The organism is Micromonospora sp. NPDC018662 (assembly GCF_044391475.1).
Lineage (GTDB): Bacteria > Actinomycetota > Actinomycetes > Mycobacteriales > Micromonosporaceae > Micromonospora.
In genome coordinates this window covers 783,964-800,134 of record NZ_JBISAC010000001.1, presented here as the reverse complement: position 1 = coordinate 800,134, position 16,171 = coordinate 783,964, and the positions used below count along the sequence as shown (strand labels likewise).

Sequence of the window (16,171 nt, the reverse complement as noted above, 5' to 3'; positions counted from 1 at the left end):
TTTTTTTTTTTTTTTGTGGGGGGGGGGGGCGGGGGGGGGGGGGGCGGCCCCCGCGCCCGCCCCCCCCCCCCCCGCCGCCGGGCGCGGGGGGGGGCCCCCCCCCCCCCCCCCCCCCCCCCCCCACGGCGGCTGCCTCACTCAGCGAAGAAGTCCTCCACCTCCGGACTCTCCTTGGCGCGGTGGACCCCGGTCTTGCACCCGGCGAACGGGCCCGCCGGGTCGCGCAACGACGTCATCACCGGGTTGAGGTGGTCGCGGTGCCACGACGCCGGGCCGGACAACCCGCCCCCCACCCCGGTCAGCTCCTGCCAGGCCAGCCAGAGACCGTGCAGGAGGGCGACCGCCTCGGCGTGCTCCCACCAGCGCGGGCACCACGGCGCCCCCGAGGTGACCTCCCGCCCGTAGATCGGGAGCAGCAGGTGCTGAACCCAGACGGTCAGTCCGGCCAGCGCGGCGTCGTACTCGTCGCCGTCCAGGTGCACGATGAACGGCGACCGGCGAGCCGGCGGGGGCGGCGGGGGCGGCGGCAGTTCCGGCACGCGGCCGACGTCGACGACTGTTTCGGTCATGTGGTCCCTCTCATCCTCGCGCGACGGCTACTTGGCCGGCGCCGGCGCCCGTCCCTTCCCCTTCGCCTCCGTGTTGGTGTAGGCCGACGTCCGGGTGGAGGCGGCCGACTGGACCGGACCGATCCGCTGCACGTCACCGCCGGACACGCGCCGGTCGAACGCCTCGTTGTAGATCGCCCGGAGCTGGTTGGTGACCGGCCCCTGGAGACCGGCGCTGTTCAGCGTGCCGATCATCTCGGCGGCCACGCTCTCGTTGTGCTGGTGCGGCGTCGCCTGGACGTACTGCACCCGCTGTTCGACGTACTGCGGCCAGCCGGGACTGCTCTGGATGCCCGTGTCCCGGGCGGACGCCGAGCGCACCTCGTCCCAGTTGGCGGAAATGGTGTCCGACTGCTGGCCGTAGGACTGGCCGAGCGCCGGCGCGTTGGCGTCGTTGCCGGGCAGGTGGAAGTTGGCCGCGTAGAGGTCGCGGTCGACCGGGTGCTGGTAGACGTTGTTCGCGTCCTCGTGGTGCATCTCGTGGTCGAACGTCGCCCGCGCCGTGTAGCCGGGCGTCCCGGACTGCGGGTAGTAGGAGTAGGTCGGGTCGTAGGTGACCGTGTTCGGCCCGGACGCGTTCGGCACCCACTGGGCCGACTGGCCGTCCTGCTGCGCCTGGAACCGGACCCCGCCGACGTTCTGCGCGGCGGTGTCGCGGATGCGTGCCGTCTCCGAGTCGGAACTGGACGGGCTCGACGACGACCGGCCCCCGCTCACCTCCCGCTGCCGCTGCTTGTACGCCAGCCGGCTCATCTTGATGCTCTCGCCGTTGTCGTGCTTCTTGTCCTTCTGTCCCATCGCACCGTCCCTCTCATCCACTCGGATCCGGCCCGCCTCGCCCGGTGCCGGACGATCGACGCACCCCCATGACGCGGCGATCCCGGCTCCGGTTCACCGGCGCCGCCGGAAAACCGGGCGGGAACGGCGCGAGCGCCGCTGAACTACCCTCGCCGCCGTGGACACTGCGGAGATCGAGGCACCCGTCGTCGGCGTCACCGTCTATCCGGACCGGGCCCGAGTCACCCGCCGCGGCAGCGTCCGGCTGCCCGCCGGCGACCATCGGGTACGCGTCGCGCCGCTCCCACTGGGCCTGCGACGCGACTCGGTCCGGGTCGGCGGCCGAGGCGCGGCCACCGTGCTCGGCGTGGACGTGACCACCTGGCGGCAGGCCCGCAGCACCGACACGCAGGTGGCCGGCCTGGAGCAGCGGCGTCGCGACCTGGCCGACGAGCTGGCCGGGACCGAGGACGCGGACGGCGTCGAGGAGCAGCGCGGGCAGTTCCTCACCCGACTGGCCGAGCGCGCCGGCGGCACGTACGCCCGGGCGCTGGCCGCCGGCGACGCCACGCCGGCCGACGTCGCCGCCTTCACCGACTCGGTGGCCGGTCAGCTCGCCGACTCCCGGGCCCGGCGTCGCGGGCTGGCCCGCCGGCGGACCGAACTGGCGGAGGAGTTGGCCGCGGTCGACCGTGAGCTGGCCGCGGCGACCGACAAGCGGGCACCGGACCGGCTGGCCGCCGAGGTGACCGTCGCGGTGGCGGCCGACGACGCCGAGGTCGAGCTGGAACTGAGCTACCTGGTGGACGGCGCGCGCTGGACGCCCTCCTACGACCTGCGGCTCGTCGACGACACCATGACCGTCACCTGGTTCGGGCTGGTCAGCCAGAGCACCGGGGAGGACTGGCCGGAGTGCGAGCTGGCGCTCTCCACCGCCCGGCCGGCGGCCACGGCCGGCGTACCCGAACTCTCGCCCTGGTATCTCGACCGGTTCCGGCCGGCGCCGCCGCGCGCGGTGTCGGCGGACATGTCGCTCGGGATGCCGGTGCCGCCGGCCCCCGGCGCGGCACCGGCCGGTGGCGGCGTTCCGGCCCGGTCCGCGGCGCCCCGGCCGCGCCTGCGGGAGAGCGTCGCGGAGGTCGAGCAGGGCGTCAGCGCGGCCACCTACCGGCCGGCCCGGCCGGTGGCGGTGCCGGCCGACGGCAGCGCCCACCGAGCCACCATCGCGGTGCTGGAGCTACCGGCCCGGCTGGACCACGTGACCGTGCCGGTGCGCGCCGCCGAGGCCCACCTGCGGGCGACGGTACGCAACACGTCGGCGCACACGATGCTCCCCGGCCCGGCGTCGGTGTTCCACGGCGCCGACTTCGTCGCGGCCACCCGGCTGCCGATGTGGGCGCCGGGCGAGGAGACCGAACTGGCGCTCGGGGTCGACGACCGGCTACGGGTGGAGCGAAAGCTGCACCGGCGCACCGAGACGAAGGCGACGCTCGGGTCGACCCGGCGACGAGAGGTGGAGTATCGGATCACCGTCGCCAACCACACGCCGCGACCGGCGACGGTCGAGGTACGCGACCAACTGCCGGTCTCCCGCGACGAGACGGTGGTGGTCCGGGAGACGACGGTGACGCCGTCGCCGGCGGAGCGTACCGAACTGGGGGAGCTGACCTGGCGGTTGCCGCTGGCGCCGGGCGACCGCAGCGAGATCACGCTCGCCTTCCGCGTGGAGCTCGCCAGAGGCGTCGACCTGACCGGCTGGCGGGAGTAGCTGTAAGGCGGGGGCCCTTCTTAACGCATTCTGCATAAGAAGGGCCCCCGCCTAACACCGTCAGTGGCGGCGGCGTCCGTACGCCCCCGCGGCGATGTACACGCCGGCCGCGGCGAAGAGGACCTGGAGCAGCAGCTCGATCCAGTCGATGCCGGCGGTGTCGTCGACGCCGAACAGGCCGGCCACGAGCGTGCCCAGGATCGCGGCGACCACACCGATGAGCAGGGTGAGCCAGATCGGGATGTTCTGCTTGCCCGGCACCACCAGGCGGCCCAGCGCGCCGATGATGAGGCCGATGATGATCGCGGTGAGGAAACCGGTAACTTCCACGAGAGCCGTCCTGTTCTTCCGATGGGCTGACGTCTCATTCGGTGCCCCGCGCGACCCGCCACCCAAACGCGAGATGCGTTTCTTCACGGAACTGTCATGGGCCACGCCGAGGCGGGCGAGCCCAGGTCAGGCCCAGAGCAGCTGCGCGAGGACCAACGCGCCGACCACGTCGGGGCCCCGTACCACCTGCCGAATCAGATCGACCGGGATCATTCCGACGGGAGTGTCCACGGCGACACCGCCGTACGTCGTCGACGGCCGGGTGGCGGCCCGGTGGGCGGCGAGCACGGTGCCGAGCACCAGCACGCCGTCGAGCACGCCGAGGCCGGCGTGCACCATCGGCACCGACGCCGCGTACCAGATCACCACGGACACCGCCGGCACCACGAGGTGCGCCAGGTGGAGCAGGGTGTCCCCGCCGCCCAGCGAGCGGCGCAGCCCGGCGGAACGCCCGACGGCACGCAGGCCGCCGGTCAACCGGCCGACCGCCAGGAACCCGAGGACCACCTGCGCCGGGCCGGCCAGCGTGGGCAGCGCCACCGCGACCGCGTACAGGGTGAGCAGCAGGGCCGCCCAGACCCCCAGCGCGCTCGGATGGCGGACCGGCCGCCACAGCTCGGCCTGCACCAGCACGCCGAACCGGCCGAGCGGCCGGAACCGGCGGCTCGACACCACGCCGAGCGACCGCCAGCGGCGGCTCTCCACCAGACCGGTGAGGAACGACGGGTCGAGCAGCAGCGCGGCGCCGGCCACGGCATCCGCCACCTGGGCGCCGCCGGCGAGGGACGCCCGGTCCACCGCCGGCAACGCCCGGTACGCCCGGACGACGGCCACCACGGCCGGCGGGACCGCCGCGAACCCGAGCACCCAGCCGAGGGAGGCCGCCGGAGGTGCCACGGAGAACCCGGCCAGATGACCCACGACCAGCGCCGACGCGACCGCGCCGGCGGCGCCGAACAGCCCGCGGTCGAGGACCCGGCCCCACCCGTCCCGGTGCGGGCCGCCCTGGGCGACGACGGCCAGCGCCACGGCCAGGGTGCCGCAGGCGGCCCCGGCCAGGGCCGATCCGGCGAGGTCGGCCGCCCCGCCGGCGCCGGTCGCCACCGCCGCGGCGAGACCGAGCAGGCCGCCGCCGGCGACCGCCACGGCGACCAGCACGACGAAGCGGGGCAGCAGCCACGCCCGGCGGTCGACCGGCGAGCTGACCACCCACGACTGCGCGGCCGGCGACACCACCAGCGGGCCCACCGACTTCAGGCCCCGCCAGGCGAGCCCGGCGACGGCCAGGGCGGCGGCGACCCCGAGCCAGTACCGGTCCCCCGGGTCGCCCTGGCGGCCCGACGGCGAGCCGAGGAAGTCACGTACCTCGCTCACCAGCGCCCAGCCGTACATGCCGGCGAAGAGCAGGAGGACGTAGGCGTCGGTGAGCACGTCACCGAGCGACACCTCCCGATGGCGTCGCCGGGCCCGCCTCAGCCGGCCCCGGAGCCGACGGGCGTCGGGCAGGTCGCCCGGCCGGACCGCGAGTTCCGTGGTCACGCACCGCCGCCGATCTCGAGCCGGTCGTCCGCGACCGCCGCCACCAGCTCGGCGTCGTGCGTCGCCATCAACACGGCCGTGCCCTCGGCCTTCTCCCGCAGCAACCGGTCGGCCAGCCAGGCCCGGCCCCGGGTGTCGAGGCGCTGCTCCGGTTCGTCCAGCACGAGCAGGCGGCGGGGGCGGACGAAACACGAGGCCAGGGCCAGCCGCCGGCGCTGCCCGCTGGACAGCGTCGAGGGCAACTGGTCACGGGCACGCTCCAGACCCAGCTCGGCGATCACCTCGGCCACCGTCGCACCGGAGCCCCCATGGGCGTACGCGACGAGTTCGAGGTGCTCCACGACGGACAGGTCCGGGAAGAAGTCGATGTCGTCCAGCGCGGCGGCCAGCAGGGCGCGCGTCCGGGCATCGGTCTCGTAGCAGCGTCGGCCGTCCAGCAGCACCTCGCCCGCGTCGGGGCGGTCCGCGCCCACCACGCAGCGCAGCAGCGTGGTCTTCCCGCTGCCGTTCGGCCCGACCACCACGGCGAGCCGGCCGGCGGCGAGGCCGAAGGACACGTCCTCCAGCACGGCCAGTTGTCCGAACCTCCGGGTCAGGCCCCGTACCGTGAGCATGTCCACGACTCCACACTGTGGCACAGCCGCGCAGCCGTCCTCGGACGCCTCAGCGCCGGTGGGCGTCCTCCCGGTCGATCCGCAGCTCCCGCTCCAGCTCGGCGACGACCGTCCGCAGGTCGTCCAGGCGCTGGCTGATGGCGATCCGGTCCACCTCGTCCGGCACCCCGTCGCCGTCGGAGTCGTAGTCCGGGGCCAGCCCCTCGGTCATCTCCAGCCGGCGTGCCTCCTCCATCGAGTTGACGATGACCGCGATGAGGATGTTCAGCAACAGGTTGACCGCGATCATCACGAAGCTGACGTAGTAGAGGAGTGTCCACGGCGACACTTCGAGACCCTGTTCGAGCAGGTCCGGCAGCGTCTCCAGGGAGAGCAGCACGAAGAGCGTCACCAGCGAGCGGCCGATGTCGCCGTACTGCTCCGGGTAGCGGTCGCCGAAGATGAGCCACCCGGCCATGCCGTAGACGTAGAGCGTCACGCCGGCCAGCGCCAGGAACGCCGCCACGCCGGGCAGGCTGCGCCACAGCGCCGTGACGATGGTGCGCAGGCCGGGCGAGAAGCGGACCAGCCGCAGCACCCGGGCCACCCGGACGACGCGCAGCACGGCCGGGTCACCGTGCAGCCACGGGATGAAGATCGCGACGGTCACCAGCAGGTCGAACACGTTCCAGCCGTGCCGGAGGAAGTCCTGCGGCCGGCGGCCGTACGCGAGCACCCGGATGGTGATCTCCCCGACGAAGACCAGCCGGAACACCCACTCGATCCCGCGCAGCACCGCCGCCGTGGTGTCCGGGTGCGGGTACGTCTCGATGCCCAGCACCACACCGTTGGCCATGATGAGCACGACGATCGCGACCTCGAACGGCCGGGACGCGACGATCCGGGCGCACCGGGCCGCCAGTCCCCGTTCCGCGCCGCCCGGACGGCGCGCCCCCCGCTGGGCCGGCACGTCGGTCCGCCGGTCAACCATTCCGACACCCTATGGGTTAACGTCGGCGGATGATCCCGGCGGAGGCGCGTTCCGTCGACACCTCCATCCGGGCGGTGCTGCGTGCCCCGCAGGTCGCCCGCGTCCTCCTGGGCAGCCAGATCGGCCGGCTGCCCACCGCCAGCGGCCCGCTGGCGCTGCTGCTCTTCGCCCGCCAGTCGCTGAGCCTGGCCGCCGCCGGCCTGCTGGTCGCCGCGTACACGGCCGGGATGGCGGTGGGCACCCCGCTGCTGGCCCGCGCGGTGGACCGCTGGCGGCAGCCGCCGGTGCTCTGGGCGGCGGCCGTCGTCTCCGGCCTCGGCTTCGGCGCGGTGGCGCTCACCGGCGGGCACCTGGCCGGCGCGGTCGTCGGCGCGGCGATCGCCGGGCTCGGCACCCCGCCGTTGGAGGCGTGCCTGCGGACGCTCTGGCCGGCGTTGCTGCCGCCGGGCACGGTGCCCACCGCGTACACGCTGGACATCGCCGTCCAGGAAGTGATCTTCGTGGTGGGTCCGCTGGTCACGCTGCTCGCGGTGACCGTCGGTGGGCCGGCCGCCGGGCTGCTCGCCGCCGCCGTGGTGCAGCTCGTCGGCACCGCGTTGTACGCGCTGAGTCCCGCCGCCCGGTCCTGGCGCGGGGTGGCCGCGGTGCGGCACTGGGCCGGGCCGCTGCGCGTACCCCGGTTCGCGGTGATGATGCTCGGCGTGGTCGGCGTCGGCGCAGCGGTCGGCAGCATCGCGGTGGCGGTGACCGGCTACGCCGAGGCGGCCGGCGACCGGCGGCTCAGCGGCTGGCTGCTGGCCGCGCAGGCGACCGGTGCCCTGGTCGGCGGCCTGTGCTGGACCCGGGTCCGGCCGGGCGGGCCCGGCCGACTGCCGGTGCTGGCCGCCGCGCTCACCGTCGGTTTCCTGCCGCTGCTGCTGGCGCCCGGCCCGGTCCCGATGGCCGGCCTGCTCGCGGTCAGCGGCCTGGCGCTGCCGCCGGTGCTGACCGCCGTCTTCCTCACCGCCGAGCGGCTCGCCGAACCCGGCACGGTGGCCGAGGCGTTCGCCTGGGTGAGCACCGCGTTCGTGGTGGGCAGCGCCGCCGGCTCCGCGCTCGCCGGCGTGTCGGCCGGCGTCCGGTACGGGCTGGTGGTCGCGCCCGCCGCCGCGCTGCTCGGCACCGCGATGCTGTGGACGGTCCCACGCCGCGACGCCGCGGCCGGGCTCACAGCCAGCCGCGGCGCTTGAACAGCAGATAGAGCGCCGTGCAGACGGCGAACATCAGGGCGACCGCGAACAGGTAGCCGTACCGCCAGCCCAGCTCCGGCATGTGGGTGAAGTTCATCCCGTAGACGGTGCCGATCAGGGTGGGCGCGAACAGGATCGCCGCCCAGGCGGAGACGCGCTTGACCTCCTCGTTCTGCTCGAAGCTGGCCGCGGTGAGGCTGCGCATCTCCTCGTTCTGCGCCTGCGAGACAAGCGTCGCGTTGACGGTCAGGATGTTCTGGAGCAGGTGCCGGAACCCGTCCACCCGCTCCACCACCTGGGTGAGATGGTCGGCCACGTCGCGCAGCCGGCGGCGCAGCTCCTCGTCGGTGCCGTAGCGGTCGAAGCCGCCGACGAGCACCTCGACGACCTTCAGCAGCGGTCTGGCCGCCCGCTGGAACTGGATCACCTCGCGGCTGAGCTGGTAGATGCGGCGGCTGGCGTTCGGGTCGCCGCCGAACACCTCGGTCTCGATCTCGTCGATGTCGTTCTCCAGGCCGGCGACCACCGGGGCGTAGCCGTCGACCACGCGGTCGAGCACGGCGTAGAGGACCGCCTCGGGGCCGAGCGCGAGGACGGCCGGGTCGGCCTCCAGCCGCCGCCGGACGGCGGCCAGGTCGGGCGTGCCGCCGTGCCGGACGGTGATCACGAAGCCGGGGCCGAGGAAGAGGTGCAGCTCGGCGAACTCGACCGCCTCCCGCGCGTCCAGGTACCGGGCGGCGCGCAGCACCACGAACAGGGTGTCGCCGTACCGTTCCAGCTTCGGCCGCTGGTGCGCGTTGATCGCGTCCTCGACGGCCAGCTCGGGGAGCTGGAACTCGGCGGCCAGCGAGGCGATCTGCTCCCGGGTCGGCCGGCGCAGCCCGATCCAGGCCATGCCGTCGTCGAGCTCCTGGAGGCAGTGGAACGTGTCGGCGAGGCCGACCGGCGACGCACGCCGTACGCCGTCGACGTAGACGCCGCTGTCGACCAGCCCGGCGGGCCGTTCCGGCTCGGCCGCGCCGGCGTCGACGGCGTGCTCGTCCAGGCGGCGGCCGAACCCGTCCGGCGGCGACGCCACGAACCGGTTGTCCGCCATGCCCCTCCCCCGCTGCTCGGCCGGCTCGCCGAGTCCCCCGCCCGGGCCGGCGCAAACGTCAGGGCCGGTAGCGGTAGCCCATGCCGGGCTCGGTGATCAGGTGCCGGGGCCGGGCCGGGTCGTCCTCCAGCTTGCGCCGGAGCTGGGCCAGGTACTGCCGGAGGTAGGTGGTCTCCCGCTCGTACTCCGGCCCCCACACGTCGTGCAGGAGCTGGCGCTGGCTGACCAGCTTGCCGGGGTTGCGCAGCAGCTTCTCCAGCACCGCCCACTGGGTGGGGGTCAGTTTGACCTCGGTGCCGTCGTCCCGGGTGACGGTGCGGTCGGCCAGGTCGACGGTGGTCCGGCCGATGCGCAGCGCGGGCACACCGGGGGTGGCGGGTGCCAGCCGCCGGGTCACCGCGCGGATCCGGGCGAGCAGCTCGTCCACCCCGAACGGCTTGGTGACGTAGTCGTCGGCGCCCGCGTCCAACGCGGCGACCTTGTCCTCGCTGCCGGCCCGGCCGGAGAGCACGATGATCGGGACGGCGGTCCAGCCGCGCAGCCCGCGGATGACCTCGGTGCCGTCCAGGTCGGGCAGGCCGAGGTCGAGCACCACCAGGTCCGGCGGGTGACCGGCGGCGGCCTTCAACGCGGCGGCGCCGCTGCCGGCCACGTCGACGTCGTAGCCGCGGGCCCGCAGGTTGATCCGCAGCGCGCGGACGATCTGCGGTTCGTCGTCGACGACCAGGATGCGCGTCATTCCCGCAGCCCCTCCGACTCACCGCCACGCTGGCCAGCAGATGCCGGAGACGATGCAGAGCCGGGCAGTGATCGAGCAGGCCAAGGGCATCATCATGGGCCGGCGCCGGTGCTCGTCCGGGGAGGCGTTCGCCATCCTGGCCCGGGTGTCGCAGGACTCCAACCGGAAGCTGCGCGAGGTGGCCGAGTCACTTGTCGGCCGGGCGGTGCACGGCGGTCGGGACTGACCGCCGGATCAGCGTGGCATCTCCCGCCAGCCGGTGCCGCTCGCCCGCCAGGCGCCGGCGAGGATGCTCGCCGAGCCGCGACTCGGGCACTGCTGAATCTTCGATCGGCCGGCGGCGCCGCCGATCTGGGCCTGGACCTGCCACCGCTGCCCGTCGGTGCAGATGTAGACGTCGCGGCGCCCGCGAGGGATGTTGACGCCGTTCCACCAGTGTTCCTCGACGACCATGACTCGACCGTACCGCAGGTGACCCGGTCCGGCCCAGACCCGGTGGCCGGACCGGGTTTACCCGCCGGTCAGCGTCCAGCCGGCGGACCATGTCCAGGACGGTCTCGACCTGGGCACCTCCGTGATCGGGAAGTTCGCGGCACCGAGGTAGCCCCATCGGTCCCGGCAGCCGTTCGGGTCGACTCCGGTGGCGTTCGCCCACGGATGGAGCACGATCAGCCGGTTCGGGTCGGCGTACCGGTTGAGGTCGGCCCGGTCGACGTGTGGGCCGTCCACCCGGAAATCCCCTGGACCGCCCCCGGGGCGCGGGTTAGCGTCCCGGCGAATGGACCTGCCACGTAGCTTCACCATCCGCGAGGGTGACCTCCGCGTGCTCAACCCGATCGACGAGGCCAAGCTGGCCACGCTGGGCCGGGTGCTCAAGCTCCCGCCCGGCGCGGAGCTGCTCGACCTGTGCAGCGGCAAGGGCGAACTGCTCTGCACCTGGGCCCGGGACCACGGCGTCACCGGCACCGGCGTCGACATCAGCACGGTGTTCACCGCCGCCGCCCGGGACCGCGCCGCCGAGCTGGGCGTCGCCGACCGGTTACGCTTCGTGCACGGCGATGCCGCCGCGTACGTCCCGGAGCGTCCGGTCGACGTGGCCGCCTGCGTCGGCGCGACCTGGATCGGCGACGGCGTCCCCGGCACGCTGGAACTGCTCGGCCGCGCGCTGCGCCCCGGCGGCCTGGCGCTGGTCGGCGAGCCGTACTGGCGGCTCGACCCGCCGGACGCCGAGACCGTGACCGGCTCGCAGGCGCGGTCCCGGGACGAGTTCCGCGACCTGCCCGGCCTGGTCCGGCTCTTCGGCGAGTGCGGCTGGGACCTGGTCGAGATGGTCCTCGCCGACCAGGACAGCTGGGACCGGTACGCCGCCGCCCACTGGCTGAACCTGCGCCGCTGGCTGGACGCCAACCCGGACGACGAGCTGGCCCCGGAGCTGCGGCGGGAGTTGACCGAGGACCCACTGCGGTACGTCCGCTTCCAGCGCGACCATCTCGGTTGGGGGGTTTTCGCGCTGATGCGCCGCTGATGCCGGGTCGGGCCGGCCGGCCCACCGGGCGGGCCGGCCGGGCTTAACGAATCGCTACGCAGGGTAAAGACAGATCATGGGACAGTTGCGCACCTCGCCGCCGCCGCCGCAGGCCACCGAGCTGGAACGGTGGGTGCTCGCCACCCCTGCGGAGCTGCGGGACGTGCGCGCCGCGCTGCGGGACGCGTTGAACCGGCACGGGCTCGTGCAGGGCGAGGACCTGGACGAGGTGCCGCACATGGTGCTGCTCGTCGTCACGGAGCTGGCCAGCAACGCGCTCCGGCACGGGCGGCCCCCCACCATCGTCACGCTGCTGGCCACCGACGACTGCTTCCTGCTCGACGTGGCCGACCACGACGTCAGCTCGGTGCCGGAACTGAGCGACATCCGCCCGACGGACTCGGGCGGGCGCGGGCTGTTCCTGGCCCAGTCGATCTCGCTCGACGTCGGCTGGTACGCCACCGACAAGACGAAGAACATCTGGGCCTCGTTCCCCCGGTAGGGCTCAGAACCCGGACACCGGGTGCGGGACGTACGGCGCCTCCAGCTCCGCCACCTCCGCGTCGGTCAACTCCAGCTTCAGCGCGGCCACCGCGTCGGTCAGGTGGTGCGGCTTGGTCGCGCCCACGATCGGCGCGGTCACCGCCGGATTCCGCGCCACCCAGGCCAGCGCCACCTGGGCGCGCGGCACACCACGCTGCGCGGCGACCCGGCCCACCGCGTCGACCACCGCCCGGTCGTGCTCCTCGGTGCGCGCGTAGAGCTTGCGGCCGAACTCGTCGGTGTCCGCCCGTGCGGTCCGCTCCCCCGGTTCGCGGGTCAGCAGGCCACGCGCCAGCGGGCTCCACGGGATCACCGCGACGCCTTCGTCGAGGCAGAGCGGCAGCATCTCCCGCTCCTCCTCCCGGTAGAGCAGGTTGTAGTGGTTCTGCATGGAGACGAACCGGGTCCAGCCGTGCCGCTCGGCGGCCCAGAGCGCCTTGGCGAACTGCCACGCGTACATCGACGAGGCGCCGAGGTAGCGGACCTTGCCGGCCCGGACCAGGTCGTGCAGCGCCTCCAGCGTCTCCTCGATCGGCGTGGCCGGGTCGAGGCGGTGGATCTGGTAGAGGTCGACGTAGTCGGTGCCGAGCCGGCGCAGGCTGGCGTCGATCTCGCTCATGATGTGCTTGCGGGACAGGCCGCCCCGGTTCGGCCCCGCCCCCATCCGGCCGTGCACCTTCGTCGCGATCACCACGTCCTCGCGGTCGGCGAAGTCCTTCAGCGCCCGGCCGACGATCTCCTCGCTGGTGCCGTCGGAGTAGACGTTGGCGGTGTCGAAGAAGTTCACCCCCAGCTCCAGCGCCTGTCTGATGAAGGGCCGGGCGTCGTCCTCCGGCAGCGACCACGGGTGCGTGCCCCGCCCCGGCTCGCCGTAGCTCATGCAACCCAGGCAGAGCCGGGACACCTCCAGGCCGGTGGAACCGAACGTCACGTAATCCATGCGGCCCATCTCACCACCGGTGGGTGCGGGCCGCAGCCCGGCGACTCAGTCACCGTGTTCCGCGGTGGCCGCCGGGAGGTCACCCCAGACCGCCTTCGCCCCCGAGTCACCCACCCGGTAGACCTGGACCAGGTTCGCCGCGGCCACCACCACCGCCAGCACGGCCACCACCACGCCCGGCACGCCGGGCCCGGCCGCCGGCCCGGCACCGGTCGGCCGGTCCGCCCGGCGCTGCAACCAGACCAGCGCGACGGCGACGGCCAGCAGCGGCAACGCGAACCAGAGCAGTTGGTCACCCAACTCGGCGTGCCGGCCCGGGTCACCGACCCGCCGTTCCAGGCTCTCGCCGCTCTGCGTGGCGAGCGGTACGGCGGCGGTGGCCAGCGCGGCGACCAGCACCACGAGCCAGCCGAAGCGGCCCCGCCAGGCGGGTCGTACGGCCAGCGCCACCACGCCCAGCGCGGCCAACGGCAGCAGGACCACCACGGCGTGCACCACCAGCGGATGCAGGGGCAGTCCGTTCACGGAGTCGGGCACGATGATCTCCTCGGCGGTCGGGTCCGGTTCGGTCCCACAGTGCCCGGCACTTCTTGCGAAGTTCTTGTGCCGGGCCCGCTCAGGCCGGTGGCAGCAGCAGGGTGAAGGTGGCGCCGCGGCCCGGTGCGCCGGCCACCTCGACGGTGCCCCGGTGCGCGTGTGCCACGTGCTGGACCAGGGCGAGGCCGAGGCCGAACCGGCGACCGGCCCCGGCCGTGCCGTGCGCGAACCGCGCGAACAGGCGGTCCGCCTCGGCCGGATCGAGGCCGACCCCGTCGTCGGCGACCTCGGCGGCGACCCGGCCGTCCCGGCGGTCCACCGTCACCGTGACGTGCCCACCCGCCGGCACGTGCCCGACGGCGTTGTCCACCAGCGCGGTCACCGCCCGGCGCAGGGCCGGCCCGGCGCCCCGGACCAGCGCCGGCCCGGCCGCCACCAACCGCAGCTCCACCTGCCGCTCGCCGGCGTACGCGGACATGCTGCCCACCACCTCGCGGGCCACCGCGGCCAGGTCCACGGCGGTGTCCGGCAGCGGCTGGTGCTCCGCGGCGGCCGACACCAGCAGGTCCTCGACCACCTCGCCGAGCGCCCGGGTGTCCGCCACGAGCTGGTCGAGCTGCCCGGCCAGCCGCTCCGCCGGCTGTTCGTGGGCCCGCCGGGCCAGCAGTTGCGCCCGGGTGTGCAGCACGGTCAGCGGGGCGCGCAGCTCGTGCGAGGCGTCCGCCACGAACCGGCGTTGCATGCCCAACGCGGCGGCCAGCGGGGCGACCGCCCGGCGGGCCAGCAGCGTGGCCGTGACCAGCGCACCGGCCAGCCCGGCCAGCTCGGCGACCAGCAACGCGAGGCCGAGTTGCCCCTGCCGTCGACGGAGCGGGGCCAGATCGGCGGCGACCGCCCAGCGGGTGCCGTCGGCCCGGTGCGCCACCGCCACCCGGACCGGCCGGTCGTCGCCGGCCGTCGCGTCGTGGCGGCCGGGCGGACGGCGTACCGCCTCGTCGAGCACGCGGGTCAGCTCCGGTGACGCGCCCGGCGTCACCTCGACGACCGGGTCGCCGGGGCGCTGCCGCGCCAGGAACTGCCCGGGCGGCGGATCGTCGACGTCCTCGGCGGCGGCCAGCACCCGGGTCAGCTCCCCGTCCAGCGCCCGTGCCTCCTGCCGGCTGGTCAGCACGAACATCAGCGCGCCGACGAGCAGCAGGACCAGCCCGATCGCGCCGGCGGTCTGCGCCACGCTGCGCCGGCGGGCACGGGCGAGCCGGGCCTCGTCCACCGTCAGCCGGCCCCGAGCCGGTAACCCAGCCCGTGCACCGTGCGGACGGCGTCCCGCCCCAGCTTGCGGCGCAGGTGGTGGACGCAGGCGTCGACGGTGCCGGGCGCGTCGGCGCGGTCGAAGGCGGCGCTGAGCAGTTCCGCCCGGGTGAAGACCTTGCGGGGCCGGCCGGCCAGGGCGTGCAGCACGGCGAACTCGCGGGCGGAGAGCGGGATCTCCTCGGCACCGTCGACGACCCGACGATTGCCCACGTCGAGCCGGCGGCGGCCCAGCGACAGCCAGCTCGCGCCGTCCGGGTGGCGGCGGCGCAACGCCCGCAGCCGGGCCGACAGCTCCGCCACCTCGAACGGCTTGACCAGGTAGTCCTCGGCCCCCGCGTCCAGGCCGGCGACCCGGTCGTGCAGCGCACCCCGCGCGGTGAGCAGCAGCACCGGGCAGGTGACGCCGTGTGCCCGCAGCCGGGTGACCAACTCCAGCCCGTCCAGCGCCGGCAGCCCCCGGTCGACCACCATGACCTGGTAGTCCCGGGTCAGCGCCCGGTGCAGCCCGAGATGGCCGTCGCCGGCCACGTCGACGTCGTACCCCTCGTCGGCGAGCAGGTCGGCGAGGAGACCGGACAGAGCGTGGTCGTCCTCGACCAGCAGCAGGCGGGGGCGGCTCTCCACCCGGCCAGTATTCACCCGGCGGCTCGGCGGTCGGCGGGTCAGTGGTCCCGGGCCGGGATCGGATCGTCGTACTGGCCGGACGGGCCGGCCAGCGGCTCGCCGCCCACCAGCGGCCACGCGTTCGGCGTGCACCCGTGCAGGCCCAGCGTCTGCTGCACCATCACCGGCGCCGGGCCGCCGGAGCGGGGGCAGCGCTCGTGTCCGTGGCCGAGCCGGTGGCCCACCTCGTGGTTGAGCAGATACTGCCGATAGAGGCCGAGGTCGGGCACGTGCGGCACCCCGTACACCCAGCGGGCCACGTTGATCACGACCTTGTCGCCGTTGCGGCAGGACGTGTAGCGGTCGGTCGGGTCGTCGCACAGCTCGCCCCGCGTCCCCGGCGTGGTGAGCAGCACGGTGAAGTCGGCCGGGGAGTCCCGGCCCACCCGCTGCAACCGCCACCGACCGTCGCCGGTCCAGCCACGCGGGTCGGCCAGCGTCGCCGCGACGTCCCGGCCGAAGCGCTCCACGTCCAGGTTGCGGATGCCGTCCTCGACCGCGACCCGGTAGCGCAGCAGTTGACCGGTGCGCCCGGCGACCGCGCCGGTGGTGTCGGCGGTGCGGAAGCCGCCACCGCCCCGGGCCGGGTAGCCGATGCCGGGCGGCACCCGACCGGCGGCCGGGACCGGTGCGGTCCTCGCCGGCGAGGCGGTCGCTGCCGGTGGGCGCGCGGAGGGCACCGCCGCCGGGACGGTCCGGTCCACGCCGACCGAGGCCAGCAGCTCCGGGTGGCGTCGCACCGCGTACCCGCCGCCCGCGGTGAGGCCGGCCACGACGAGCACCGCCGTCAGCGCGCGGCGACCGGCCCGCGACCGTCGTCGCCGCCGGTGCACACCCCGGTCCCGCCCGCCCACGTCGCTCTCCGTCCGTCGCCCCGCCCGCGCTCCGCGCAGGAGTACGGATACCAGGCCCGGACGGTTGAAGGGAAGAGCCGGGTACCGTCAACGTCGGGGTGGACGACCTGCCGCCTGTCGGATTTCCA

19 protein-coding genes and 1 pseudogene are annotated in these 16,171 nt (G+C 74.7%); 5 read left to right on the top strand and 15 right to left on the bottom strand.

The genetic code is table 11. The features are described from left to right. Positions 1–134: 134 nt before the first annotated feature. Positions 135–569, bottom strand: a complete 435-nt coding sequence (locus ACH495_RS03930; RefSeq protein WP_396856230.1) for a DUF4913 domain-containing protein — start codon at positions 567–569, stop codon at positions 135–137. 27 nt (positions 570–596) lie between these two features. Further along, on the bottom strand, positions 597–1,406 hold the full coding sequence (locus ACH495_RS03925) for a hypothetical protein (RefSeq protein ID WP_396856229.1): 810 nt from the start codon (positions 1,404–1,406) through the stop codon (positions 597–599). A gap of 157 nt (positions 1,407–1,563) precedes the next feature. Between ACH495_RS03925 and ACH495_RS03920 the strand changes: the two genes are divergently transcribed. Next, positions 1,564–3,153: a mucoidy inhibitor MuiA family protein gene (locus ACH495_RS03920; protein WP_396856228.1), complete on the top strand. Its 1,590-nt coding sequence runs from the start codon at positions 1,564–1,566 to the stop codon at positions 3,151–3,153. A 60-nt stretch (positions 3,154–3,213) separates the two neighbouring features. Here ACH495_RS03920 and ACH495_RS03915 read toward each other — a convergent pair whose 3' ends face one another. From ACH495_RS03915 to ACH495_RS03900, 4 genes are all read right to left on the bottom strand, one after another. Continuing rightward, positions 3,214–3,483, bottom strand: a complete 270-nt coding sequence (locus tag ACH495_RS03915; RefSeq protein WP_107154844.1) for a GlsB/YeaQ/YmgE family stress response membrane protein — start codon at positions 3,481–3,483, stop codon at positions 3,214–3,216. 126 nt (positions 3,484–3,609) lie between these two features. Beyond that, positions 3,610–5,022: a DUF6297 family protein gene (locus ACH495_RS03910; RefSeq protein WP_396856227.1), complete on the bottom strand. Its 1,413-nt coding sequence runs from the start codon at positions 5,020–5,022 to the stop codon at positions 3,610–3,612. Then, entirely contained in the window at positions 5,019–5,636 is a 618-nt protein-coding gene (locus ACH495_RS03905) for an ATP-binding cassette domain-containing protein (RefSeq protein WP_396856226.1), read from the bottom strand. The genes ACH495_RS03910 and ACH495_RS03905 overlap by 4 nt, the downstream gene beginning before the upstream one ends. 49 nt (positions 5,637–5,685) lie before the next feature. Further along, positions 5,686–6,606, bottom strand: a complete 921-nt coding sequence (locus tag ACH495_RS03900; RefSeq protein ID WP_396856225.1) for an ion transporter — start codon at positions 6,604–6,606, stop codon at positions 5,686–5,688. Between the two features lie 29 nt (positions 6,607–6,635). Here ACH495_RS03900 and ACH495_RS03895 point away from each other — a divergent pair, with 29 nt between their 5' ends. Further along, positions 6,636–7,835, top strand: coding sequence for an MFS transporter (locus ACH495_RS03895; RefSeq protein ID WP_396856224.1), 1,200 nt, complete (start codon positions 6,636–6,638; stop codon positions 7,833–7,835). Here ACH495_RS03895 and ACH495_RS03890 read toward each other — a convergent pair. Beyond that, positions 7,813–8,931, bottom strand: a complete 1,119-nt coding sequence (locus tag ACH495_RS03890) for a magnesium and cobalt transport protein CorA (protein WP_396856223.1) — start codon at positions 8,929–8,931, stop codon at positions 7,813–7,815. The genes ACH495_RS03895 and ACH495_RS03890 overlap by 23 nt on opposite strands. Positions 8,932–8,989: 58 nt before the next feature. Next, positions 8,990–9,670, bottom strand: coding sequence for a response regulator (locus ACH495_RS03885; RefSeq protein ID WP_396856222.1), 681 nt, complete (start codon positions 9,668–9,670; stop codon positions 8,990–8,992). 34 nt (positions 9,671–9,704) lie between these two features. On the opposite strand from ACH495_RS03885, the pseudogene ACH495_RS03880 reads away from it, so the two are divergent. Continuing rightward, positions 9,705–9,896, top strand: a pseudogene (locus tag ACH495_RS03880) (ANTAR domain-containing protein); the annotation flags it as partial. An 8-nt stretch (positions 9,897–9,904) separates the two neighbouring features. Here ACH495_RS03880 and ACH495_RS03875 read toward each other — a convergent pair. Together ACH495_RS03875 and ACH495_RS03870 are read right to left on the bottom strand one after the other, a co-directional pair. Further along, positions 9,905–10,123 carry a hypothetical protein gene (locus ACH495_RS03875; RefSeq protein ID WP_396856221.1) on the bottom strand — a complete coding sequence of 73 codons (219 nt, stop codon included), beginning with the start codon at positions 10,121–10,123 and terminating at the stop codon, positions 9,905–9,907. Between the two features lie 57 nt (positions 10,124–10,180). After that, positions 10,181–10,399 (bottom strand): hypothetical protein, encoded by a 219-nt coding sequence (locus tag ACH495_RS03870; protein WP_396856220.1) that lies wholly within the window; start codon positions 10,397–10,399, stop codon positions 10,181–10,183. Between the two features lie 49 nt (positions 10,400–10,448). On the opposite strand from ACH495_RS03870, the gene ACH495_RS03865 reads away from it, so the two are divergent. Both ACH495_RS03865 and ACH495_RS03860 read left to right on the top strand, forming a co-directional pair. Further along, on the top strand, positions 10,449–11,195 hold the full coding sequence (locus tag ACH495_RS03865; RefSeq protein WP_396856219.1) for an SAM-dependent methyltransferase: 747 nt from the start codon (positions 10,449–10,451) through the stop codon (positions 11,193–11,195). Between the two features lie 76 nt (positions 11,196–11,271). Then, positions 11,272–11,697 (top strand): ATP-binding protein, encoded by a 426-nt coding sequence (locus tag ACH495_RS03860; protein WP_396856218.1) that lies wholly within the window; start codon positions 11,272–11,274, stop codon positions 11,695–11,697. Positions 11,698–11,700: 3 nt separating this feature from the next. Here the strand turns inward: ACH495_RS03860 and ACH495_RS03855 are convergent, their stop codons facing one another. From ACH495_RS03855 to ACH495_RS03835, 5 genes are all read right to left on the bottom strand, one after another. After that, a complete protein-coding gene (locus tag ACH495_RS03855) occupies positions 11,701–12,678 on the bottom strand; it encodes an aldo/keto reductase (RefSeq protein ID WP_396856217.1) in 978 nt (325 codons plus the stop codon). Positions 12,679–12,723: 45 nt separating this feature from the next. Then, positions 12,724–13,215 (bottom strand): DUF2231 domain-containing protein, encoded by a 492-nt coding sequence (locus ACH495_RS03850; RefSeq protein WP_396856216.1) that lies wholly within the window; start codon positions 13,213–13,215, stop codon positions 12,724–12,726. Between the two features lie 79 nt (positions 13,216–13,294). Next, positions 13,295–14,485 carry a sensor histidine kinase gene (locus ACH495_RS03845; protein ID WP_396856215.1) on the bottom strand — a complete coding sequence of 397 codons (1,191 nt, stop codon included), beginning with the start codon at positions 14,483–14,485 and terminating at the stop codon, positions 13,295–13,297. A gap of 2 nt (positions 14,486–14,487) precedes the next feature. Then, positions 14,488–15,150: a response regulator transcription factor gene (locus ACH495_RS03840; protein WP_396856214.1), complete on the bottom strand. Its 663-nt coding sequence runs from the start codon at positions 15,148–15,150 to the stop codon at positions 14,488–14,490. Positions 15,151–15,188: 38 nt separating this feature from the next. Then, a complete protein-coding gene (locus tag ACH495_RS03835) occupies positions 15,189–16,043 on the bottom strand; it encodes a DUF3152 domain-containing protein (RefSeq protein WP_396856213.1) in 855 nt (284 codons plus the stop codon). Positions 16,044–16,171: the final 128 nt, after the last annotated feature.